The 21,828-nt window shown below is 68.8% G+C and carries 17 protein-coding genes; 11 read left to right on the top strand and 6 right to left on the bottom strand.

Annotated elements, in window-relative coordinates:
- The first annotated feature begins 151 nt into the window (after positions 1 to 151).
- A complete protein-coding gene (locus tag G6O69_RS33335; RefSeq protein ID WP_172302544.1) occupies positions 152 to 1,495 on the top strand; it encodes an IS701 family transposase in 1,344 nt (447 codons plus the stop codon).
- Between the two features lie 215 nt (positions 1,496 to 1,710).
- Here G6O69_RS33335 and G6O69_RS33340 read toward each other — a convergent pair whose 3' ends face one another.
- Both G6O69_RS33340 and moaD read right to left on the bottom strand, forming a co-directional pair.
- Complete coding sequence (locus tag G6O69_RS33340; RefSeq protein WP_172307510.1) at positions 1,711 to 3,027, bottom strand: sigma 54-interacting transcriptional regulator; 1,317 nt, start codon at positions 3,025 to 3,027, stop codon at positions 1,711 to 1,713.
- A 90-nt stretch (positions 3,028 to 3,117) separates the two neighbouring features.
- On the bottom strand, positions 3,118 to 3,834 hold the full coding sequence (gene moaD / locus G6O69_RS33345; protein ID WP_172307511.1) for a molybdopterin converting factor subunit 1: 717 nt from the start codon (positions 3,832 to 3,834) through the stop codon (positions 3,118 to 3,120).
- A 218-nt stretch (positions 3,835 to 4,052) separates the two neighbouring features.
- Between moaD and G6O69_RS33350 the strand changes: the two genes are divergently transcribed.
- The 3 genes from G6O69_RS33350 to G6O69_RS33360 all read left to right on the top strand — a co-directional run bounded on the left by G6O69_RS33350 (position 4,053) and on the right by G6O69_RS33360 (position 7,970).
- Positions 4,053 to 4,952, top strand: coding sequence for a hypothetical protein (locus G6O69_RS33350; RefSeq protein WP_176397238.1), 900 nt, complete (start codon positions 4,053 to 4,055; stop codon positions 4,950 to 4,952).
- Between the two features lie 26 nt (positions 4,953 to 4,978).
- Entirely contained in the window at positions 4,979 to 5,530 is a 552-nt protein-coding gene (locus G6O69_RS33355; protein WP_172307513.1) for an HD domain-containing protein, read from the top strand.
- 163 nt (positions 5,531 to 5,693) lie between these two features.
- A complete protein-coding gene (locus G6O69_RS33360) occupies positions 5,694 to 7,970 on the top strand; it encodes an NADP-dependent malic enzyme (protein WP_172307514.1) in 2,277 nt (758 codons plus the stop codon).
- A gap of 147 nt (positions 7,971 to 8,117) precedes the next feature.
- On the opposite strand, the gene G6O69_RS33365 is transcribed toward G6O69_RS33360, so the two are convergent.
- The gene (locus G6O69_RS33365) at positions 8,118 to 8,390 is read right to left on the bottom strand and encodes a hypothetical protein (RefSeq protein ID WP_172307515.1); all 273 of its coding nucleotides are present in this window, start codon (positions 8,388 to 8,390) and stop codon (positions 8,118 to 8,120) included.
- A 322-nt stretch (positions 8,391 to 8,712) separates the two neighbouring features.
- Positions 8,713 to 9,741: a hypothetical protein gene (locus G6O69_RS33370; RefSeq protein ID WP_172307516.1), complete on the bottom strand. Its 1,029-nt coding sequence runs from the start codon at positions 9,739 to 9,741 to the stop codon at positions 8,713 to 8,715.
- A 96-nt stretch (positions 9,742 to 9,837) separates the two neighbouring features.
- On the opposite strand from G6O69_RS33370, the gene G6O69_RS33375 reads away from it, so the two are divergent.
- The 7 genes from G6O69_RS33375 to G6O69_RS33405 all read left to right on the top strand — a co-directional run bounded on the left by G6O69_RS33375 (position 9,838) and on the right by G6O69_RS33405 (position 19,620).
- Positions 9,838 to 10,374 carry a (2Fe-2S)-binding protein gene (locus G6O69_RS33375; protein WP_346017115.1) on the top strand — a complete coding sequence of 179 codons (537 nt, stop codon included), beginning with the start codon at positions 9,838 to 9,840 and terminating at the stop codon, positions 10,372 to 10,374.
- Positions 10,375 to 10,381: 7 nt separating this feature from the next.
- Positions 10,382 to 12,838, top strand: a complete 2,457-nt coding sequence (locus G6O69_RS33380) for a xanthine dehydrogenase family protein molybdopterin-binding subunit (protein ID WP_172307518.1) — start codon at positions 10,382 to 10,384, stop codon at positions 12,836 to 12,838.
- The gene (locus tag G6O69_RS33385) at positions 12,838 to 13,866 is read left to right on the top strand and encodes an FAD binding domain-containing protein (protein ID WP_172307519.1); all 1,029 of its coding nucleotides are present in this window, start codon (positions 12,838 to 12,840) and stop codon (positions 13,864 to 13,866) included. The genes G6O69_RS33380 and G6O69_RS33385 overlap by 1 nt, the downstream gene beginning before the upstream one ends.
- Positions 13,867 to 13,882: 16 nt before the next feature.
- Positions 13,883 to 14,443 carry a hypothetical protein gene (locus G6O69_RS33390; RefSeq protein ID WP_172307520.1) on the top strand — a complete coding sequence of 187 codons (561 nt, stop codon included), beginning with the start codon at positions 13,883 to 13,885 and terminating at the stop codon, positions 14,441 to 14,443.
- A 40-nt stretch (positions 14,444 to 14,483) separates the two neighbouring features.
- Positions 14,484 to 17,180: a ParA family protein gene (locus G6O69_RS33395; RefSeq protein ID WP_172307521.1), complete on the top strand. Its 2,697-nt coding sequence runs from the start codon at positions 14,484 to 14,486 to the stop codon at positions 17,178 to 17,180.
- Positions 17,181 to 17,215: 35 nt separating this feature from the next.
- Complete coding sequence (locus G6O69_RS33400; RefSeq protein WP_172307522.1) at positions 17,216 to 17,365, top strand: hypothetical protein; 150 nt, start codon at positions 17,216 to 17,218, stop codon at positions 17,363 to 17,365.
- Between the two features lie 365 nt (positions 17,366 to 17,730).
- Positions 17,731 to 19,620 carry an AMP-binding protein gene (locus tag G6O69_RS33405; RefSeq protein WP_172307523.1) on the top strand — a complete coding sequence of 630 codons (1,890 nt, stop codon included), beginning with the start codon at positions 17,731 to 17,733 and terminating at the stop codon, positions 19,618 to 19,620.
- A gap of 108 nt (positions 19,621 to 19,728) precedes the next feature.
- Here G6O69_RS33405 and G6O69_RS33410 read toward each other — a convergent pair whose 3' ends face one another.
- Together G6O69_RS33410 and G6O69_RS33415 are read right to left on the bottom strand one after the other, a co-directional pair.
- Positions 19,729 to 20,769 (bottom strand): glycoside hydrolase family protein, encoded by a 1,041-nt coding sequence (locus tag G6O69_RS33410; RefSeq protein ID WP_176397239.1) that lies wholly within the window; start codon positions 20,767 to 20,769, stop codon positions 19,729 to 19,731.
- 152 nt (positions 20,770 to 20,921) lie between these two features.
- The gene (locus G6O69_RS33415; RefSeq protein WP_172307525.1) at positions 20,922 to 21,479 is read right to left on the bottom strand and encodes a sigma-70 family RNA polymerase sigma factor; all 558 of its coding nucleotides are present in this window, start codon (positions 21,477 to 21,479) and stop codon (positions 20,922 to 20,924) included.
- Positions 21,480 to 21,828: the final 349 nt, after the last annotated feature.

Here is a 21,828-nt window from a genome sequence, read left to right on the forward strand (position 1 = left end):
GAGGACCAGCGCGATGACCCGAGGACACGGGGAGGGGGAGACCAAGCGGCTCAGGCGCCTTCCCCCCCGAGTTTGGCTCTCTAGAGCGGCTCTAGGACTACTTGGTCAGATGGGGATCGACAACGATCCCCAGCTGTGATCTGCTGCGGGGGTGACTCCAGAACAAATCTCCCGGGTGGGGGCCGAACTCGAGGAGTTTCTCGGCTACATCACTCATCAGATGGGTCGCAGCGAGCGGCGCGAGGCCCTCGCCAACTACATGCGTGGGCTTCTCCTCGATGGCGAGCGCAAGAGCATGGTGCCCATCGCTCAGCGCCTCGCAGCCGCGCCCGGTGACAGCGAAGCCATCCGCCAGCGACTCCAGCAGGCGATCACGATCGCTGATTGGGACGAGTGGGAGCTGTTTCGCCGACTCGCCCTGCGCGTCGAGGACAAGCTCCCGGGCCTCGACGCCTTCGTCATCGACGACACCGGCTTCCCCAAGAAGGGCAAGCACTCCGTCGGGGTACAGCGTCAGTACTCGGGGACGATGGGCCGCGTCGACAATTGCCAGGTCGCAGCAAGCCTCCACCTCGCCAGCGAGGCGGGCGGCGCTTGCATCGGCATGCGCTTGTTTCTTCCCGAGGTCTGGGCCAACGACCCAAGGCGCCGGACCAAGGCAGGCGTCCCCGAGGAGCTCTCCCATCAAACGAAGCTCGAGCTCGGCCTCGGCATGCTCGACCGCGCCCTCGAATGGGGGCTCGCGCCTCGACCGGTGCTCGCCGACGCGGCCTACGGCGACTCGACGGAATTCCGCAAGGGACTCGAAGAACGCGGGCTCCACTACGTACTGCGCATCTCCGGCAACGCGGTCGTATGGCCGCCAGGGACGTGCCCGAGCCCTCCTCCGTCCAAAGCTCCCGGCACCAGGGGGCGGCCACGAACAAAGTGGGTCTCCCCCGAAGGAGTCGAGCCCGTCTCGGTCGAAGAGCTGGCGAAGAGCTTGCCTGCCAGGCGCTTCCGTCACGTCGAATGGCGCCACGGGACGCGCGGGCCTCAGCGGCGGCGCTTCGCGGTGCTACGCATCCGAACCGCGCACCGGCATCGGTCAGGGCACCCACCGGGTGAAGTGCAGTGGCTGCTGTGTGAGTGGTCCTACAAGAAGAAGGAGCCAACCGCGTTTTATTTGTCGAACTTGCCCGCGAAGACCACGGTCAAGAGGCTGGTCTACCTGGCCAAGCTTCGCTGGCGGATCGAACGGGACTACCAGGAGATGAAAGGGGAGCTCGGCCTCGACCACTTCGAGGGACGAACATGGCGAGGCTTCCACCACCACGTCGCCCTGGTCGCCGCGGCTCACGCCTTTCTCACGCTCCACCGCGTGATTTTTTCCCCGGAGGACCCGGAGGCGGAAAGCACAGCGAGCCGAGCCGGGGCTGACCATCCAGGCATTCCGAGCGTTGCTACAAGTGGTCCTGCTTCACTTGCTGGGTCACTGTCCCATGTGCGGACGTGACATCGACCCACGGGGGCCACCGATCAGGCCCTCGCGGATGTGATCAAGTCGTACTAGGAGCCCGTGGTGAAACCCAACACGACACCTGGCTTGGTCTTTTCGCCGAGGGCTTTGTCGCCAAAACTTGCAGTACGCCCGGTACAGCGGGGTTTTGGCTTCGCGCCCTCGACGAAAAACCCGGCGCCAGGAGCCGCGCTGGGTTCCACCACGGGCTCCTAGGCGCTCGCCAATTTGTTCAGCCACGCGCCGAGGGTGCTCCGCGGAACACCCAGCGTGCGCGCGGCCTTGCGAATGCTGCCCTCCTCGCGGAGGACCTGTTGAAGCAAGGAAGCGTGCATGCTCGCGTAGTCCCCCCTCGGGACCGCGATCGAGTCCGAGCGACGCACGACGGGCTGGCGCGCGCGGGGCAAGAGCAGCTCCGCGGAGATCGGCCCGTCTGCCAGGGCCGCCGCGCGCAAGACCGCGTTTCGCAGCGCCCTCACGTTACCCGGCCACGCGTGAGAGATGGCCGCCGCGGCCGCCGCCTTCGACAGCGAGACCTCGCGCTCGAGCTCCGCCGCGGCCAGCCCGACGAAGTGATCGAGGAGCACGGGGATGTCTGCGCGCCGGCGACGAAGGGGCGGGAGCGTGACCTCGACGACCCCCAGGCGGTGATAGAGGTCCTCGCGAAATTGCCCATCGCGGACCATCGCGCCGAGGTCACGGTGGGTGGCCGCGACGATCCGGCAGCGGATCTCGAGCTCACGATCGCCCCCCACCGGGCAGACCAGGCGGGTCTCGAGCACGCGCAGCAGCTTGGCCTGGGCCGCAGCGGGGAGCTCGGCGACCTCGTCGAGGAAGACCGTGCCCTGCTCGGCGCGCAAGAACACGCCCGCGTGATCGCGGTGCGCACCCGTGAACGCGCCGCGGCGGTGACCAAAGAGCTCCGACTCGAACAAGCCCGCGGGGACGGCCGCGCAGTTGAGCGCCACGAAGGGCGCCTCCGCGCGCGGTCCGAACTCGTGCAGGGTGCGAGCCGCGAGCTCCTTGCCCGTGCCGGTCTCGCCGTGGATCAGCACCGGCAGGGGCAAGGCCGCGAGGCGCTCGAGGGTCCGGCGCAGCTCGATCATGGCGTCGCTGCGACCGACGAGCCGGTGCGCGCTCTGGCGCAGGTCGACCTGCGCGCGCGTGCGTCGAGGTCGAGCCTCGTCGGCGTGCTGGTCCACGCGGGTGACGAGCATGCGCTGGCGCCCGAGCGCCACGGCCATGCCTGGCTCGAGGGTCGCCCGGTGTACGGACACGCCGTCGACGGCGATCCCGTTGGTCGAGTCGAGGTCCTCGATCACGTAGCCCTCGTCCTTGGCGAAGTGCACCCGGGCATGGGCGGCGCTGACGAAGGGATCGTGCAGGCGCAGGTCCGAGTCCGGGTCGCTGCCGAGCACCAGGGGGCGACCGTGGGGGAGCGAGTGGCGGCGCCCGTCCTCGAATTCGAGGGCCAGGCGGATGTTGGGGTCAACCTCGCGGGGGAGGCGTTGCGTGGAGAGTTGGGTCATGGCCCCCTGTCTTCGGCCGCGGCCACCGACGCGTGCAGGCTTTTTTCATCTCCCCACATTTTTTCTCGCCGCGGCCCCGCGAGCCCTCGCTCAGGGGCCCTGGCCGATCCACGCCTCACCCTCGCTGTCGACCTCGCGCTTCCAGATCGGCACGTCCTGCTTGAGGCGCTCGATCACCGCCCGGCAGGCCCGAAAGGCCTCGTCGCGGTGCGCCGCGCTGGCGGCGATGACCACCGCGCTCTCGCCGATCTCGAGGTGCCCCACGCGGTGGGCCACGGCCACCCGCGCCCCCGGAAACTCGGCCTCCACGCCCAGGGCGATCTCGTCCATCTTGGCCACGGCCATGGGCGCGTAGGCCTCGTACTCGAGGTAGCGGACCCGCTTGCCGCGGCTGTGCTCGCGGACGTTGCCCGTGAACGTGGCCACCCCGCCGGCCCCGCGGTGCTCGACCGCCGCGATGACCTCGGCGAGGGCCAGGGGCGCGTCGCACAGCCGCGACCGCTCTCCCCGCAGATCCACGGGTTTCGCCTGGGGCCCGTCGTGTCCTCCGCTGACTGGCGGGATGAGCGCAACCTCCTGGCCGGCCCGCACCTCGGCGTCTTCGTCGACAAAGGCCTGATCCACGGCCACCCGACAATGGTTCAGGTCCGCGGCCAGATCGGGGTGGGCCGCCGCGATCTGCCGGCGCAGGGCGGCCACCGTCACGGCCCCCGGGCCGGCCAGGGGCAGGCTCAGGGCGTCCGTGCCCGCCCGCTGGCGCAGGCCCGCGAAGAGCAGGATGGTCAGGGTCTGAGGCTCGGCGTTCACGCTCGATCGAAGCTCCTTGTCTGGCACGGATGACGTGCACACAGCCAGCTGTGGCACAGTGAAGCTAGCACCCCTGCCCACAACCGGCCCTCGACGCAAATTCACGATGATCGTCCCCGCCGCGCCCCAGCGATCCGCGAAATTCGATCACCCCAAGCGACGCTCCTATGCTTCGCCGGCGCGTCGCCCCCACCTCGACGCGCTCGTGAGCCCTGACCTTGGACGGATCGAGCCTGTACACCGCCGCCCGGGCCCTCTCGCCCACCCGTGAGACCATGTCGCGCTCCCCCGCAGCGTCGCGCAAAGCCGACCTGAGCCTGGTGCCCGCCCACGGCGCGCCCACCCAGCGAGCCGACGACGAGCCCCTGCCCCTCGAGGATCCCGCCGAAGACGCCTTCGAGCCCGACCTCGACTACCCCGAGCTCCCCGCTGGCCAGCGGGAGGTCCTGCGCGTCGAGCTCGAGCACCGCCTGGGCGCCTACCTGCGCCGCGGTCGCGCGCGGGTGGTGATCACCGACAACCTGCGGACCATGCTCTCCGTCAAGCGCGGCGCGGGCGTGCTCACCTTCCGCCTGCACCACATGTTCATCGACGCCCCGCCGATGGTCCTGCGCGCCGTGGCCAACTACGCCGAGGCCCAGGACCGCGAGGCCTCGGAGCTCGTCCGCGACTTCATCGACGCCAACGAGGACGCCATCCGCCAGCGCAGCGCGCCGCGCCCCGTGGTCCTCGACGTCGCCGGCAAGCACCACAACCTCCAGGACATCTTCGACGAGCTCAACGCCCACTACTTTGGCGGCGCGATCCAGGCGCGGATCACCTGGGGCCCCCGGACCCGGCGCAAGCCCGGGCGCAGCTCGATCAAGCTCGGCAGCTACACCGTCGAGGACGCGCTGATCCGCGTCCACCCGGTGCTCGACGCCACCGACGTCCCGCGCTTCTTCGTGGCCTGGGTCGTCTACCACGAGATGCTCCACGAGATTCACGACATGCCCGTGGTCGACGGTCGCCGGGTCTATCACACCCGCGCCTTCCGACAGGCCGAGGCCAAGTTCGAGCAGTACGCCGAGGCCGTGCTCTGGGAGCGCACCAACCTCCACCGACTGCTCGACCGATAACTGTTCGACCGCTAACGGCTCGACCAATGATCGCCACCGGCGCCGACGCTCTCGCCTTCCTCGTCGAGCTCGGCGTCTCCGCACATTTGGTCCGTCACCACGAGCTCGTGCTCGAGGCCGCCGTCGAGCTCTGCGACGGCCTGCGTCGCCGGCTCGGCGCGCGCTTCGACGCCGGCGCCGTGCAGATCGGCGCCGCCCTCCACGACGCCGGCAAGATCGAACACCCGGCTGAGCTCTCGGGCCCAGGCTCGGCCCACGAAGCCGCCGGCCGCGAGCTGCTCTTGGCCCACGGACTCCCCGAGCACCTCGCCCGGTTTTGCGTCACCCATGGCGACTGGCGGGCCGCGCCCCACACCCGCAGCCTGGAGGACCTGCTCGTCGCCCTGGCCGACAAGCTGTGGAAGGGCAAGCGCCAGACCGAGCTCGAGGCCCTCGTGCTCGAGCGCCTCGTCGCCCAACTCGACCTGCCAAAGTGGCGCGTGTTCGAGATCGCCGACGGGGTGTTCGAAGCCGTCGCCGCCCGCGGCGACGATCGTCTCGCACGTAGCACGATCGCCACGCCAATCGATCTTCCGTGAACGCCCCTGCGCGCGCAGGCCCATGCACGCGCGCACGCTGAAGACCCGGTGGCCAGCCCACCCCCAACACACGGTCGAGGGGTCCTCGTCCGCGTCGCGGACGATGCCTGGTACCGAGTCCTCGCTGTCCGCCGAGCACGCGAGAGGCTAGTCTGCCCCCGAGATGGCCAAGCTCTCCCGCAAGGAAGCCCTCGATTTCCACACCCACGGTCGCCCCGGCAAGATCGCCGTCGTCCCGACCAAGCCGCTGACCAGTCAGCGCGACCTCTCCCTCGCCTACTCCCCCGGCGTCGCCGAGCCCTGCCTCGAGATCGCCAAGGACCCGAGCACCGTCAGCCTCTACACCGCGCGCGCCAACCTCGTCGCGGTCGTATCCGACGGCAGCGCCGTGCTCGGCCTCGGCAACATCGGGCCGCTCGCGTCCAAGCCGGTCATGGAGGGCAAGGGCGTGCTGTTCAAGAAGTTCGCCGACATCGACGTATTCGACATCGAGATCGACACGGGCGGCGACCCGGACAAGCTGATCGAGTGCGTCGCTGCCCTCGAGCCGACCTTTGGCGGCATCAACCTCGAGGACATCAAGGCCCCGGAGTGCTTCTACATCGAGCGCGAGCTCGAGCGGCGCATGGGCATCCCCGTGTTCCACGACGACCAGCACGGCACGGCGATCATCTCGGGCGCGGCGCTGATCAACGCCGCCGCCCTGACCAAGCGCAAGCTCGAGGACATCAAGGTCGTGGTCAGCGGCGCCGGGGCCTCGGCCGTGGCCTGCTCGCAGTTCTACTTCTCCTTGGGCATCCGCCCCGAGAACCTGCTGATGTGTGACTCGCGGGGGGTGATCCACACCGAGCGCGAGGACCTCAACGACAGCAAGCGGGCGTTCGCGCGCGAGACCGACAAGCGCAGCTTGACCGACGCCCTCGACGGCGCCGACATGTTCCTCGGCCTGTCCGTGGGCGGCCTGGTCAAGCCCGAGATGCTGGCCAAGATGAACCCCGACCCGATCATCTTCGCGCTCGCCAACCCCGAGCCCGAGATCCCCTACGACGTCGCCCGCGAGGCCCGCCCCGACGCCATCGTCGCGACCGGGCGCAGCGACTACGACAACCAGGTCAACAACGTGCTCGGCTTCCCGGGCATCTTCCGCGGCGCCCTCGACGTCCGCGCCACGCACATCACCGAGGAGATGAAGCGCGCCGCCGCCAAGGCCCTCGCCGAGCTCGCCCGCAAGGACGTGCCCGAGGTCGTCGCCAAGGCCTACGGCGAGGACTTCACCTTCGGCCGCAACTACATCATCCCCAAGCCCTTCGACCCGCGGGTGATCCAGTGGGTCGCCCCCGCCGTGGCCAAGGCCGCCGTCGACTGCGGCGTCGCCCAGGCCCCCTTCGACGAGAGCGCCTACCGCGACCGCATGCGTCACCTGCTCGGCGGGTCCACGGCCGTGCTGCGCCGCTTCGTCCGTCGCGCCCAGCAAGACCCCAAGCGCCTGGTGTTCACCGACGGCGAGGACCCGCGCATCCTCGAGGCCTGCCGGGTGATGATCGACGAGAAGATCTGCCGCCCGATCCTCCTGGGTCACCCCGATCGCATCGCCGCCGTCGCGGCCAAGAGCGACCTCGAGCTCGACCCCAGCGGCTACGACATCGTCGACCCGCGCAGCGACGAGCGCCTCGAGGCCTACGCCGAGGACCTCTACCGCCTGCGCTGCCGCAAGGGCGTGGACGCGACCCTGGCCCGGGCGCTGATGCAGCGCAGCAACTACTTCGGGACCATGATGGTCGAGCGCGGCGACGCCGACGGCCTGGTCTCGGGCATCCGCTACTCCTACCCCGAGACCATCCGCCCTGCCCTGCAGATCATCGGCATGGCCCCGGGCGTGCGCCGGGTCGCCGGCATGTACCTGATGCTGCACAAGCGCGGCCTGCTCTTCTTTGGCGACACCACCGTCAACCTCGAGACCGACGCCGAGCTGCTCGCCGACGTCGCCGAGATGGTCGCCGACGCGGCCAAGAAGAGCTTCGACGTCGAGCCGCGCGTGGCCATGCTCGGCTACTCGAACTTTGGCTCGGCCCGGGGAGAGACCGTCGACAAGGTCTCGACCGCCGTCGAGCTGCTCAGCGCCCGGCGCCCGGATCTCGAGGTCGAGGGCGAGATGCAGGCCAACGTCGCCCTCGACTACCACCTGCAGAAGCTCAACCATCCCTTCACGCGGCTGAGCGGGCCGGCGAACGTGCTGATCTTCCCCAGCCTCGAGGCGGGGAACGTCGCCTATAAGCTGATCCGCGAGCTCGGTGACGTTCCGGCGGTGGGTCCGGTGCTGCTCGGGATGGACAAGCCGATCAGCGTGCTCGAGCGGGACTGCTCGATCGACGCGATCGTGCACATGTCGGCGCTGACGGTCGTGTCGGCGCAGATGCGGGCGGAGCAGGAGCAGGCCTGAGTCGGGCCCGAATCGACCTGATCAAGCCTGATCCGACCTGAGTCAGGCCCAATCAGCAGCGGCCGCGCGCCATCTCGAACTTCGAGATTGGGGCTGCGGCCGCGCTCGTTTTATTTGGGCTCGCGCCAAAGCTGCGAGCCCACACTCTCAAAACAAGGGCCGCGCCGCTCGCTCCGCCGCGAGCTCGGCCGTCAGCCGCAGCTCGTAGCGCATGCGCTCCTCGGGCTCCATGTCCTCAAGGTCGATCTCCGTCTCGACCCGCAGCGAGTCTCCACGCGCGCCGCTCTTCTCATGAACCTCGAGCACCCAGCTGCGCCCCGTCGCGGGGTCGTGGTGCAGCCGCCTGGAGATCCCCGTGCGCCCGTTGTCTCGCCGGTAGATCTCGAAGCACTTCACACCCTGCTCGGTAGCCGCGTCCATGTGCGACGCAACCTAGAGGCTCAGGGATCGCAGCGCAACTGGCCCAAGGACGGGCACCGAGGTTCGGCGAGCAAAGGATCCGAGCCCGATCATGCGCAACGAGAGTTGCGCGTGGAAGGCTTCACACAGCCAACATCAAGGTGAGAACAGCGTGTCCCGCCCGCGAGCGCGTGACCTTCGGTTTTCATCGCGGACACTCGCGATCGATGTGTAGCTGTAGGATCCGTCATGCCTAGGGGCTAGTTGTGGCGATAGGGGACACGCAAGATCACGTGGAGATCGGTGTGTCGCCCTGACACGGCACGTCGAGACCGAGCCATTTTTATCCAACAGGCGTGAAGCTCTCGCAGGCGGCCTTGATCAGTCCCAGCGCTTGGCCAAAGAAAGGCCCGTAGTCGTCGATACACACGTCCCCGACCTCGCCGTAGCTGAAGCGCTCGATCAAGTTGCGCAGGCGGTAGCCGGGCTTGGACAGCTCGTAGGGATCGTTGGGGTCGCAGGCGTTGGGCGGCGCCACGCCGATCAGCCCGAGCATGACGACGTTGGTCTCGACGCCCTTGATGTCCACGAGGGCGTCGAACCACTGCTGCGGCTCCCCGAAGCTGCCGTCTTCGCCGGGGATCGACGAGCCGCCGTCATCCTCATCGCTGACGAGCACGACCACGAGCAGCGCGTCGTCGCGCAAGAAGCCCGCGTTGCAGCCGCCCTCGCCCGCGTGGCTCGGGCCGACGGCCTCGAGCAGCGCACCAACCTGGCGCTCGTCGCCGTCGCCTTCGATGCCCACCGAGGCCGCGCACACGAAGGCCGGCTCGAGCTCGTCGGCGAGGGTGATGAAGCGGCCCGCCGCCCACGGGCCGCAGGGGCCGAGCTCGGCCGCGGTGACCAGGGCGCCGAGGCTGCGGCAGCTGGGATCGTTGAGCGCGTAGGCGTCGGTCGTGACCACGCCGACGTGATAGTCGTTGGCCTCGTCGAGGTTCTCCTGGATGCCCTGAACGAAGCCGTCGAAGCTGGCGATCAGGTTGTTCTGCTCGGCCAGCATGCTGCTCGAATCGTCGATCACGAACAGGAGATCGACGAGGCTGCAGGCTGGGCCGCCGCCGGGCACGTCGAGCTTCGGCGGGCCGTCGTCACCATCGTCATCGCCGAGCTCGGCGGTCGAGGTCTCGGGGTTGGGGCTCGACTGATCTGCCCAGCCGCCCTCGTCCTGATCGTCGGGGACCCAGATCGTGGTGCTCCCGCCATCACCATCGTCACCACCCCCGTCATCGCTGACGAACACGATCTGCTGGCATCCGAGCACGGCCACAGTCAGCGAGACCAGCGCGAGCCGCGAGCAGATCCGATGCACCATCGTTGCTACCAACATAGTCGAGGGCTGGAGCTTTCGCACGCTTTCGCCCCGGGGGCCTGCTTGCGAAGGCGGCGGACGGGCGCGAACCTAGCCCTCGTGGCTCAAACCCTGCTCTCTCTTCGGATCAATGGCGAGGCGGTGTCCGCGGCGGCCCCCAGCCATTGGACCTTGCTCGAGGTGCTCCGCTATCACCTCGACCTCATCGGCTCCAAGCAAGGCTGCGACAAGGGCGACTGCGGCGCGTGTACGGTCCAGGTCGATGGGCGCCCGGTGCTCGCCTGCCTGACCTTGGCCGCGACCGTCCAGGGCCGTGACATCCGCACGGTAGAGGGCCTGAGCTGGACCGAGGCCTCCCGCGGCGGCAGCCACCCGCTCCAGGACGCCTTCGATCGCCACGACGCCGCGCAGTGCGGGTTTTGTACCCCGGGGATCTTGATGAGCGCCGAGGCCCTGCTGCGCGAGCGCGCCCGGGTCGTCGAGCGCGACGAGGTCCGCGCGGCGCTGGCCGGAAACCTGTGCCGCTGCACGGGCTACACCAAGATCATCGACGCCGTGGTCGAGGCCAGCGAGCGCATGTACGCCACCGACCCCGCGGGCTCCGAGAAGGCCGCGATCGCCCAGGCCGGGAGCTGAGCCGAGCATGTCCGACGCACACGACGAGCGAGACCCCGAGACCCTGGCCTCGGTGACCAAGCTGGAGCCGGAGCACGAGCCCGAGTCCGAGCCCACGCGCTGGCAGCTGGGCAAGACCCACCGCAAGGTCGACGCCATGGAGCGCATGCGGGGCATCACCCGCTACACCGACGACCTCAAGCTCCCGGGTCTGCTGCACTGCAAGATCCTGCGCAGCCCTCACCCCCACGCCAAGATCCTGCGCATCGACGCGAGCCGAGCCCTCGCCATGGAGGGCGTGTTCGCGGTGATCACCGGTGAGGACCTCGCGGTGCCCTACGGCATCATCCCCTGGACCCCCGACGAGACCGCCCTGGCCGTGGGCAAGGTCTGCTACGTGGGCGACGGCGTCGCGGCCGTGGCCGCGGTCGACGAGGACACGGCCAACGCCGCGTGCGCGGCCATCGAGGTGCTCTACGAGCCGCTCCCGGCCTACTACGACCCCGAGGAGGCCCTCGCCGGCGAGGTCACCATCAACCCCTACGCCAAGCGCGGGAACCTCAGCAAGAACGTGGTCCTCGAGTTCGGCGACGTCGACCAGTCCCTCGCCGACGCCGACTTGGTGATCGAGGGCGACTACTTCTTCGAGGGCACCACCCACGGGGCCATCGAGCCGCACTGCGCCGTGGCCATGGTCGAGCCCAACGGCCTGCTCACGGTCTGGTCGGCGACCCAGGTCTCGCACTACCTGCACCGCGAGCTCGCCAAGGTCCTGGCCCGCCCGGCGCACACCATCCGGGTGATCCAGCCGCCCCTGGGCGGCGCCTTTGGTGGCAAATCGGAGCCCTTCGACCTCGAGTTTTGCGTGGCCAAGCTCGCGCTGCTCACCGGCCGCCCGGTCAAGTGCCTCTACACCCGCGAAGAGGTGTTCTACGCCCACCGCGGCCGCCACCCGATGAAGATGCACTACCGCACCGGCTTCACCCGCGAGGGCAAGCTGACCGGCGTGGCCGCGCGCACCTTCCTGGACGGCGGGGCCTACTCGAGCTTCGGCCTGGTCACCACCTACTACTCGGGCCAGCTGCTGTGCTCGCCCTACGACTTCCCCACCTACCGCTTCCACTCGACCCGGGCCTACACCAACAAGCCCGCCTGCGGACCCAAGCGCGGCCACGGCTCGGTCCAGCCGCGCTTCGCGATCGAGGTCCAGCTCGACAAGGCGGCCGTCGAGCTCGGCCTCGATCCCTTCGAGCTGCGCCGGCGCAACGACATGGGCCCGAACACGCGCACGGTCAACGAGTTCGAGATCGGCAGCAACGGCTTTTTGGAGTGCCTCGCCCGGGTCGAGGCGGCCTCGACCTGGAAGCAGCGCCGCGCCGAGCTGGCCTACGGCCGTGGCCTCGGCCTGGCCGGGAGCACCTACATCTCCGGGACCAACTACCCGATCTACCCCAACGAGATGCCCCAGGCCGCGGTCCAGGTCTGCCTCGACCGCAGCGGCCGCGCGCGGGTGTTCTCGGGCGCCAACGACATCGGCCAGGGCAGCAACACCATGCTCGCGGTGATCGTCGCCGAGGAGCTCGGCCTCGAGCTCGACGACATCCGCGTGCTCTCGGCCGACACCGACCTGTGCCCGGTCGACCTCGGCGCCTACAGCTCGCGGATCACCTTGATGGTCGGCAACGCCTGCCTCGACGCCGCCCAGAAGCTGCGCCGCAAGGTCCGGGCCGCCGTCGCCAAGCGCTGGGAGATCCCCGCCAAGCGGGTCACGCTGATCGAGCGCAAGGCCATGGACCTCGAGGACCCCGCGCGCAGCGTGGCGATCGCCGAGGCCTTCCAGTGGGCCGAGGCCGACAACGGCCTGCTCGGTGAGGTGGGCAGCTACAACACGCCCAAGGATCGCCACGGCAGCTACCGCGGCGGGACCATCGGCGCCTCGCCGGCCTACAGCTTCACCGCCCACGTGGCCGAGGTCGACGTCGACCCCGAGACCGGCGTGGTCGCGGTCCAGAACATCTGGGTCGCCCACGACTGCGGCCGGGCGCTCTCGCGCAAGATCGTCGAGGGCCAGATGGAGGGCTCGGCCTACATGGGCTTCGGCGAGGCGATCATGGAGCGCCACGCCGTCGACCCGGCGCACAACGGCGTGCACATCGGCCCGAGCCTGCTCGACTACCGCATGCCCACCTTCCTCGACACCCCCGACCTGCACGCGCTGATCGTCGAGGCGCCCGACGCCCAGGGACCCTACGGGGCCAAGGAGGCCGGCGAGGGCCCGCTGCACCCCAGCATCCCGGCCATCGCCAACGCCATCTACGACGCCGTCGGGGTGCGCCTCGACACCCTGCCCTTCTCTCCGCCCAAGGTGCTCGCGGCCATCGAGCGACGCCTCGAGCGCGAGCGCAGCGGTGAGCTGCCCGCGTTCAAGGCCGAGCGCCGCCCACCCGGCTTCACCGGCGACCACGACGATCGGAGGAGCGCCTGATGCTTCGCCTCCCGCAATTCGGCATCGAGCTGCCCGAGGACATCGCCTCGGTGATCACCTTGCTGCGCGAGCGCCCCGGCGCGCGCCTGGTCGCTGGCGGCACGGACATCCTGCCCAACCTCAAGCACCACCTCGACCAGCCGCCCGCGCTGATCAGCCTGGCCCGCGTGGCCGAGCTGCGCCGCGCCGAGCTGCTCGCGGCCAAGTCCGGGGGTGGAGACGGCGAGCCCGCCACGCTCTACCTGGGCGCCGGCCTGACCCTGACCGAGGTCGCCGAGCACCCCCTGGTCCGCGAGCACTTCCCCAGCCTGGCCACCGCCGCCGGCCTCGTCGCCAGCCCGCTGATCCGCAACATGGGCACCCTCGGCGGCAACCTCAACCTCGACACGCGCTGTCGCTACGTCAACCAGACAAAGTTCTGGCGCGACGCCCTGGGCGGCGGCTGCCTCAAGTCCGAGGGCAATGTCTGCCACGTGGTCCCCAAGGGCCGCAATTGCGTGGCCGCCATGAGCAGCGACTGCGTGCCGGTGCTGATCAGCCTCGACGCCGAGGTCGAGCTCGCCGGCCCCGAGGGCACCCGCGTGGTCCCGGCCGCCGACTACTTCCGCGCCGACGGCCTGCGCCACACGGTCCGCGAACACGGCGAGCTGACCACCGGCTTGCGCCTGCCCCTGCCCGCCGCGGCCCGGCGCTGCGCCTACGCCAAGTGGACGGTGCGCCAGAGCATCGACTTTCCCCTGATCTCCCTGGCCCTGCGCTTCGACCTCGCCGAGGACTCCGTCGACGCGGCGATCACCGATCTGCGCGTGGTCGCGGGCGTGCTCGGGGCCAAGCCGCGCCAGGTCGCCCGGCTCGACGAGGCCGTGGGCAAGGCCCTGCGCGACCCCGCCGTGGCGCAGATCGTCGCCGGGGCCGTGCACAAGCAGTGCAAGCCGCTGGAGAACGTGCCCTACGAGGCGCCCTACCGCCGCCAGATGCTCCGCGTCCACGCCCGCCGGGCGATCGCGGCGCTGGTCGAGGCGGGCTGAGCGAGGAGCAGCGGCAATGGCAGCACGTATCGACGCTACCCTGGGTGAGCTGAAGAGCGCCTTCGAGGGCCATCGAGACCAGGCTCGCTCTCTCGTCTCTGGCACGTCCAAGCCTAGCCGCAGCGCCGTGTTGCTGCGCGTCTACGCGCTCGAGTGCGGGCTCAAGGCCAAGTATTTGCTCGACAACCATCGCTCGACGACGAAGGACATTCCCGAAGGCGCGTTCGGCAAAAACGGCCACGACCTCGAGTCTGGTGTGAAGGCGCTGAAGCTCCCGGCCACGGCAGTCGGCGCAGTCCCAGGGCTACGCCGAAGGTCGAAGGGAACACATGTCCCCATCCATCGGGCCCACGAGGCGCTGCGCTACGGGGCCGACCTCGATCCCCAGGACCGAGACGCGCTCGATGACTGGCTAGTGTGCGCGCCAGAGGACTTGAAGGGCCCCAGGCTTGGAGCACCGGCCGCTGACTTCGTTGCTCGTCAGTCATTTGTGCCCGACAAACTCCCTCCTCGCGCCTCGTCAGCGACCGGCGGTCCGGCGCCTGAGACCCTTCAAGTCCTCTGGCGCGCACACTAGCGAAGGCGATCACCTGGCTCGACGAGCAAGGAGGCGTCCAGTGACCCGCCGTGAGCTCATGACCTGGGTCGACGTCGAACAGAGGCTCCAGGAGCTCCACCGCTCGGGCGACTGGCCGTCAGCCCTGCGTTGGGTCGAAGCCTATTGGATGAGCCTGCGCCTGCACGTGGCTTCGGCCGAAGGCGAACGCGAGGTGCTGCGCTGGCTCGCTACCGAAGAGGTGTTCGCGCAGCGTGTCGATGCACAAAACAACGAGCTTCGCCTCGACTCGGGCATTCGCCTCCCGCTGCGTGTCGAGGTCAGCGAAGACCCCGAGGCCTCGCCCCCCGCTGCGCGCTACATCCCCAGCTTCGCGCGTCCGCTGCATCTCCCCGCTCCCAGCCCGCTCTCGAACGAGAGCGACGACGACTTCTACGATCCGCCGATCGTCGCCTTCCACAGCTACAAAGGTGGAGTCGGCCGCACCACCCATGCTCTCGCCTTCGCCCTCGAGGCTGTCTCGCAGACAAAACAAAAGGTGCTGCTCATCGACGGCGACTTCGAAGCGCCCGGGCTGAGCTGGCACATTCGAGATCGCTACCCCGAGCCTGCGGTCAGCTATGCCGACCTGCTGGTCCTCGCCCATGGCGATGAGGATCCCGCGGCAAAGACCAGCGTAAAGATCGTCGCCGATCGCCTCGCCAACCAGGAGGATCACGGCATCTACGTCCTGCCCTCCTTCCGCGATGACTTCCGCTGGGAGACCCTCGACATCCGGCCCGATCAGCTCGTCGCGGGGCGCTCGGCCTTCGCTATCTCGGAGCTCCTCGTCAGCCTCGGCGCCAAGCTTGGCGTCAGCGCCATCATCATCGACCTGCGCGCGGGTCTCAGCGAGCTCTCTGCGGGGATCTTGCTCGATCCCCGCGTTTTTCGGGTCCTCGTCACGAGCATGAGTGAACAGTCTCTGCTCGGGATCGAGCGAGTCGCCAAGCACCTCTCCCACGACCTCGGCCCACGCTCCTCCTCGACGACGCACTTCGTGATCAGCCACGTGCCCGCGGAACTGCGCGAGAGTGATCGACTCGTCAGGGCCCGGGAGTCTCTGAGCGCGGCGGTCCTCGTCCAGCCCGAGTCCGGCGATGAGGACAGCTCGCTCTCGTCCGAGGGAGACCTGCCCGAGATCGTCGTCAGCGGATACGAGCTGGACCTCGTCACCCTCCCTCTCGAGTGGAACAGCACCCTCGAAACACTCCGCAAGGCCGGCCTCAGCGAGCGCCTGCGCGTCATCCTCGAGCGTTCCCCCATCGTAGGGGAGCACGCCCAGCCAGAACCCGACAGCCTCCCGATCACCATCACCAAGGCACGGGAAGAGCTGGCCGCCCGCGCCGAGCAGCAGATCTTCGCTGAGCGGGGCGAGGCCGCGGGGTTCCTGCGTATCGACCCGCTCACGCGCCTGGCGCTCGATCACCGCACCAAGCTCCCCCTCGTGGTCATCGCGGGCGCAAAAGGGGCCGGTAAGACCTATACTTTTTTCCAGCTCGTTCTCGCGCGGACCTGGCCCAGCTTCGTCGCGCAGGCATCTGATCAGCCAACGTCCGAGTCCGACATCGACGGGCCGATGATCGTCCCGCTCGTCAGCCCGCGGCAAATCGACGAGACCGCACGCAACCGCCTAGAGGAGCTCGAAGACGAGCTCGACCGTCAATTTGGCGACGGGCGCGTCGATACCTACACGCTCAGCGAACGCATCCGCGACGAGGTCGAATCCGGCAGCGAGAAGGTCAGCCAGTGGCGCGACCTCTGGCTCGACGTCATGGCCTGGCGCCTCGGCTGTCAGCCCAATGTCGCGGGCGCAGGGCAACAGCTCCCCCAATTTCTCAACACGGATGGCGCCCGTCAGGTCGTCTTCGTCGTCGACGGCCTCGAGGACCTGTTTGGGGACTTCATGGACAACACCAGCGAATGCATGGCCCTTCGTGCGCTGTTACAAAACGTCCCCGAGCGGCTCACGCACACCTTCGGCAACCAGGTCGGCCTCATCGTCTTGATCCGGCCTGATCTCGTGCGCCCTGCGATTCCACAAAACACGCTCCAGTTTCTCGATCGCTACAAAAACTACGCCCTGCGCTGGTCTCACGACGCCGCGCTCAAGCTCGCCATCTGGCTCGCCGTCCAGGCCCAGGTCCTCCACCTCGACGATGGCGCTTCCGCCGTCGCAGCGCTCCCCGAGCCGCAGCGCGACGCGCTCCTCGAGCAGCTGTGGGGCAAGAAGCTAGGAGGTGCACGCTCTCGCGAGGCTCGCTCCACGGCCTGGGTTACCGGCGCCCTCAGTGACTTTCAGGGGCAGATCCAGGCCCGCGACGTCGTCCGAATGGTCCACCACGCCGCGAAGCGATCGATCGACGAAGACGCGCGCTTCGAAGATCGCATCCTCGATCCTCGTGCGATGCGCAAAGCCCTCGAGGACTGGGGCAAGGAGAAAGTCGAGGAGCTCAAAGAAGAAGACAAGCGCCTCGCCGGGATCTTCTCCAAGATCGAAGCTGCACCACCCGGCAACAAACAGATCCCCTTTAAAGCAAAAAAGCTCAACCTCGACGAAAGTAGTCTCGAGTACCTGCGCAGCCGCGGCATCGCTTTCGACGACAGCGGAGACATCTACATCACCGAGCTCGTCCGCCATGGCCTCGGGTTCACGATGGGCAACGGCGCGCGGCCACGGATCGTCTCCTTGCGTCGCAAAATCCTCCGGGACTCCTGATCGCCCCCCTCGAGATCCTGCCGATCTACGCCGACATGATCCGCGCGGACGCGTGGTGGGACTTCGTCGACGAGCTCGCGGCGCACCTCGTCGGTGGGCTGTGGCTGCGCGAGCGCGTCGGGCCGACGCGCATGGGTGATCGCCTCAGCGGCCTGTCGCGGCGCGAGGCCGCCAAGCACCTCTGAGTCATCCACGTGGAGCCATCCACGGGCTCGACCGATCGCCTGAAAAAATTTCGGCGTCGCGTCGCGGGGCGAAGCGCGACGGTTGTCGTCTCCAAGACGGCGTCGAGCCGCGGCGACGAGCTGATCTCCACGGGCTCGTCGGCCGCTCGCCTCGAACCGCTCAGAATCAAAATGAACAATGTTTGCGACCGAGCATGGCGATCTTCACAGGCGACTCGAAGCCCGTCGAAAACCGTGGACGAACACATCGTTGCATTTGGCTCTCGTCATCGTGCACGTTCGTTCGCACTCGATCGCCAACGAGCGCGCGCTAGCGAAGCGCATCCAAGAGCTCGCGTGGAGTAGACTCGGCGCGGAGCTAGACCATGTCCGACTTCGAACGCTGGCAATCCGATCCCGAGGGTTTTTGGGCCGAACAGGCCGCTCGCTTGGCCTGGTATGAGCGGCCCTCCACCACCTTGCAGCGCCACGAAGACGGCTCGTGGACGTGGTTCCCCGACGGCGCGCTCAACACCTGCTACCTCGCCCTCGACTATCACATCGAGCAAGGCCGCGGCGACCAGCTCGCGCTGATCTACGATTCGCCGGTCACCGAGACCAAGCGCAGCTGGACCTTCTCGCAGCTGCGCGACGAGGTCGCTCGGCTCGCGGGCACGCTCCAGAGCCTCGGCGTGACCAAGGGCGACCGCGTGATCATCTACATGCCCATGGTCCCCGAAGCGGCCATGGCGATGCTCGCCTGCGCTCGCCTGGGCGCCATCCACAGCGTGGTGTTCGGCGGCTTCGCCCCGCCCGAGCTGGCCACGCGCATCGACGACGCCACGCCGCGGGTGCTGCTCACGGCCAGCTGCGGCATCGAGGGCGCCAAGGTCATCCCCTACATGCCCCTGGTCCGCGCGGCCCTCGGCCACGCCGAGCACCAGCCCGACCACGTCGTGGTCCTCGAGCGCGATCAGGTCCCCGTGACCCTCGGCGAGCGCGAGCTCGACTGGCGGACCTTGGTCCAGCGGGCCGAGCCCGCGGCCCCGGTGCCCGTGGCCGGCGGCGACACCCTCTACGTGCTCTACACCTCCGGGACCACCGGCCGGCCCAAGGGCGTCGTGCGCGACCACGGCGGCCACGCCACGGCCCTGCGCTACAGCCTCGAGTACATCTACGGCGTCGAGCCCGGCGAGGTGTTCTGGGCGGCCAGCGACGTCGGCTGGGTCGTGGGCCACAGCTACATCGTCTACGCCCCGCTGCTGACCGGCTGCACCACCATCCTCTACGAGGGCAAGCCGGTGAAGACCCCGGACGCGAGCGCCTTTTGGCGGGTGATCGAGGAGCACAAAGTCAACGTGTTCTTCACCGCGCCCACGGCCTTCCGGGCGATCCGCAAGGAAGACCCCGAGGCCAAGGGGCTCGCGGGCCGCGACCTCTCGGCCCTGCGCTCGATCTTCGTGGCCGGCGAGCGCCTCGATCCGCCCACCCTCGCGTGGCTCGAGGAGCGCACCGGCAAGCCGATCCTCGACCACTGGTGGCAGACCGAGACCGGCTGGCCGATGGTCGCCTACGGGCGCAAGCTCGGCGCACCTCCGGTCAAGGCCGGCAGCGCCGGCAAGTCCGTGCCCGGCTACGAGGTGGTCACGCTCCACGAGGACGGTAGCGAGTGCAAGGCCGGCGAGACCGGTGACATCGCCGTGCGCCTGCCCCTGGCCCCGGGCGCCTTCAGCACGCTGTGGAACGACCACGAGCGCTTCCTCGACAGCTACCTGTCTCGCTACTCGGGCTACTACCTGACCAGCGACGGCGGCTACATCGACGAGGACGGCTACGTGTTCATCCTCGGGCGCATCGACGACGTGATCAACGTCGCCGGCCACCGCCTGTCGACCGGCGAGATGGAGGCCGTGGTCGCCAAGCACCCGGCCGTGGCCGAGTGCGCCGTGGTCGGCATCGACGACGAGCTGCGCGGCCAGGTCCCGATCGGCTTTTTGGTGCTCGCCGACGGCTTCCGCCTCGATCCCACGGAGCTCGAGAACGAGCTCGTCGCGGCTGTCCGCAAGGAGATCGGGCCGATCGCGGTGTTCAAGCGCACCGTGGTGGTCGGGCGCCTGCCCAAGACCCGCTCCGGCAAGATCCTGCGTCGAACCCTGCGCAAGCTGGCCACCGACGTCGAGGTGCCGATGCCCGCGACGATCGACGATCCGGTGATCCTCGCCGAGGTCACGGCGGCCCTGCGCGCCCGCGGCGTCGGCCGCTTCGGGCCGGCCTGATCCGCGCGAACAGCCGAGCGCCAAGCTCGAGGGGAGGCCGCCACGCGCGGACCTCCCCGCTTTCTTTGCTGGCGCTCTGCCGGCGAGCTGCCAGCGCTCAGTCGGCGATCAGTCCTCGTCGCAGGCCGCCGGCGCCGAGACATAGAGCTCACCGAGCTCGGTGAGCTCGCCGTCCGCACCCAGCAAGCTGACGTTGGGGATCACCTCGGTCCGCCCCGCGAACCATGCATAGCGCTCGACCAGCGGATCCGCCTCGAGGATCGCCAGCGCGTCCGCCATGTACGTCAGCTGCGTCTCCAAGCTGAGGTCGTCGCCGTCCCCACAGGAGAACTCGGTCAGCCAGATCGGCTTGCCGTACTGGGCCATCTCGCCCAGATACCACTCGAGCGCCGGCCCGTCGCAGGCGTACCAGTGGACCGCGATCGCGTCGATTCGGCAGTCTTCGCAGGCGGCAAAGAAGGCGTCGAGGTAGACGAAGGGGTCCTCGCTCCAGCACCCCCCGCCGCAGTAGTTCACCGCCGGTGAGATCAGCTTCAGCTGGCCCGCGTCGGCGATGGTCTCGAGCGAAGGCCACAGCGCCGCGGCCTCCTCGGCCGAGATGTTGGCCTGAGAGAAGAAGTTGGGCTCGTTGAAGCCGAGCAGCGCCTCGGCATCGTCGGGGATCGCCGCGAGCACCTCGTCGACGTCGAACCAGCTGCCCCAGACCATGGGCACGAACTCGAAGCCGAGCGCGGCGTAGCCAGGATCCGTGCCCTCGTCGGGCGTCGTCGCCCAGTTGTACCACCACGAGACGCTGGGCGAGAGCACCTCGAGATCGGCGAGCGAGTGATAGCCGTAAGCCATACCGCGCTTGCAAGCCGTCCCCTCGTTGCCCGTATCGCTCGTGCTCTCGCCTTCGCCCTCGCCCGTATCTGCGCTCGTGTCTTCGTCTGCGCTCGTGCTCTCGTCTGCGCTCGTGCCCTCGCCTTCGTCCGAGCTCGTGCTCTCGCCCTCGTCTGCGTTCGTGCCTTCGTCCGTGCTCTGCGAGTCGTCTGCGTCCGTGGCCTCGCCCACGTCCGCTTCGGATTCGGCCGTCTCCTCCGACGCCTCGGCCCCGTCCATCTCGCCCGCGGACGACGTCTCTCCCCCTCCCTCGCAAGAGATAGCCACCAGCGGCGAACCAATCATCACAACCCAAACAGCGAGCTTTCGTCGTGCCATTTGCAACTCCAGAACTCAGGCATAGCACCCTGGCTGGGCCGCGCGAGGTGACGCCACAGCCACCCCATGTGGATCACCAAAGGATCAATTGCGCCGAGCGCTCAACGCTCGCGCTTGGCGAGTGCGCGCAGCGTGGTCTCGTCTCGCTCGACCAGACCCAAGGCCTTGGTGATCCATTTGCCAGCCGCGTCGAGGTCCCGCTTGATCCCCGCGAGCGAGCGACCCAACGCCGAGGCGGCGTCGTCGAGGGAGAAGTCCAGCACGTAGCGAAGATCGAAGGCCATCATCTGGCGCAGCGGGAGCCCGAGCAGCGCCGCGTCGAGCTCCCGCGCTGACCCGAGCGAGGCGACCATGTCCGCGTCCATCATCGCCACCGGCAGGTCGAGGACATCGACGACGCAGCGCACGAAGACCTCGCGACAGCGACCCTCGTAGTAGCGGCGGACCTCGTCGCAGACGACGATCCACAGCAGGCGATCCGGCGTCCTCGCAAGCTCGAGGTCCCTGGCCAGGAAGACCGCCAAGCTGGCCTCCGCGACCTCCTCGGCGTCTGGCTCGCGCACCCATCGGCGCATGCATTCGACCACGTCTTCGTACTTGTCGTGGACGACCCGAGCGATGTGCTCGTCTTCCTCGTCCTCGGTCCACCTCAGCGACATGACAAAACCGCCTCGGACTCGTGCGCGTCCAGGAGCCCGTGTTGGGCTCCACCACGGGCTCCTAGCCCTGGACCTGGACCTGGGTGACAGCCCGAGCCGCGCCTGCTGCCCGATGCACGGTCAGCTCGGGTCCCAGCGCGGATCATCGGGCCTCCATCCACGGTGCCCAACGACGCGCGGGCCTGCGGCCCTATTCAGCCCGCCCGAAGTCGAGTCCAGCCCCGGACACCGCGCGTCAGCCTCGTCGACCCGCGTCACGAAGTAGGCAGGCTCACCGCTGCAACCGCGACCAATTCCCCGGCACCTGCCAACGGACGCCGCGGACTCACCGCGCATTGACAGCCCTGCA

It is taken from the genome of Pseudenhygromyxa sp. WMMC2535 (assembly GCF_011083025.2).

Coding starts and splice junctions, on each gene's coding strand:
- G6O69_RS33340 (WP_172307510.1), bottom strand. CDS start 3,027: ATGACCCAACTCTCCACGCAACGCCTCCCCCGCGAGGTTGACCCCAAC.
- G6O69_RS33355 (WP_172307513.1), top strand. CDS start 4,979: ATGATCGCCACCGGCGCCGACGCTCTCGCCTTCCTCGTCGAGCTCGGC.
- G6O69_RS33360 (WP_172307514.1), top strand. CDS start 5,694: ATGGCCAAGCTCTCCCGCAAGGAAGCCCTCGATTTCCACACCCACGGT.
- G6O69_RS33365 (WP_172307515.1), bottom strand. CDS start 8,390: ATGGACGCGGCTACCGAGCAGGGTGTGAAGTGCTTCGAGATCTACCGG.
- G6O69_RS33370 (WP_172307516.1), bottom strand. CDS start 9,741: ATGGTGCATCGGATCTGCTCGCGGCTCGCGCTGGTCTCGCTGACTGTG.
- G6O69_RS33380 (WP_172307518.1), top strand. CDS start 10,382: ATGTCCGACGCACACGACGAGCGAGACCCCGAGACCCTGGCCTCGGTG.
- G6O69_RS33385 (WP_172307519.1), top strand. CDS start 12,838: ATGCTTCGCCTCCCGCAATTCGGCATCGAGCTGCCCGAGGACATCGCC.
- G6O69_RS33390 (WP_172307520.1), top strand. CDS start 13,883: ATGGCAGCACGTATCGACGCTACCCTGGGTGAGCTGAAGAGCGCCTTC.
- G6O69_RS33400 (WP_172307522.1), top strand. CDS start 17,216: ATGATCCGCGCGGACGCGTGGTGGGACTTCGTCGACGAGCTCGCGGCG.
- G6O69_RS33405 (WP_172307523.1), top strand. CDS start 17,731: ATGTCCGACTTCGAACGCTGGCAATCCGATCCCGAGGGTTTTTGGGCC.
- G6O69_RS33415 (WP_172307525.1), bottom strand. CDS start 21,479: ATGTCGCTGAGGTGGACCGAGGACGAGGAAGACGAGCACATCGCTCGG.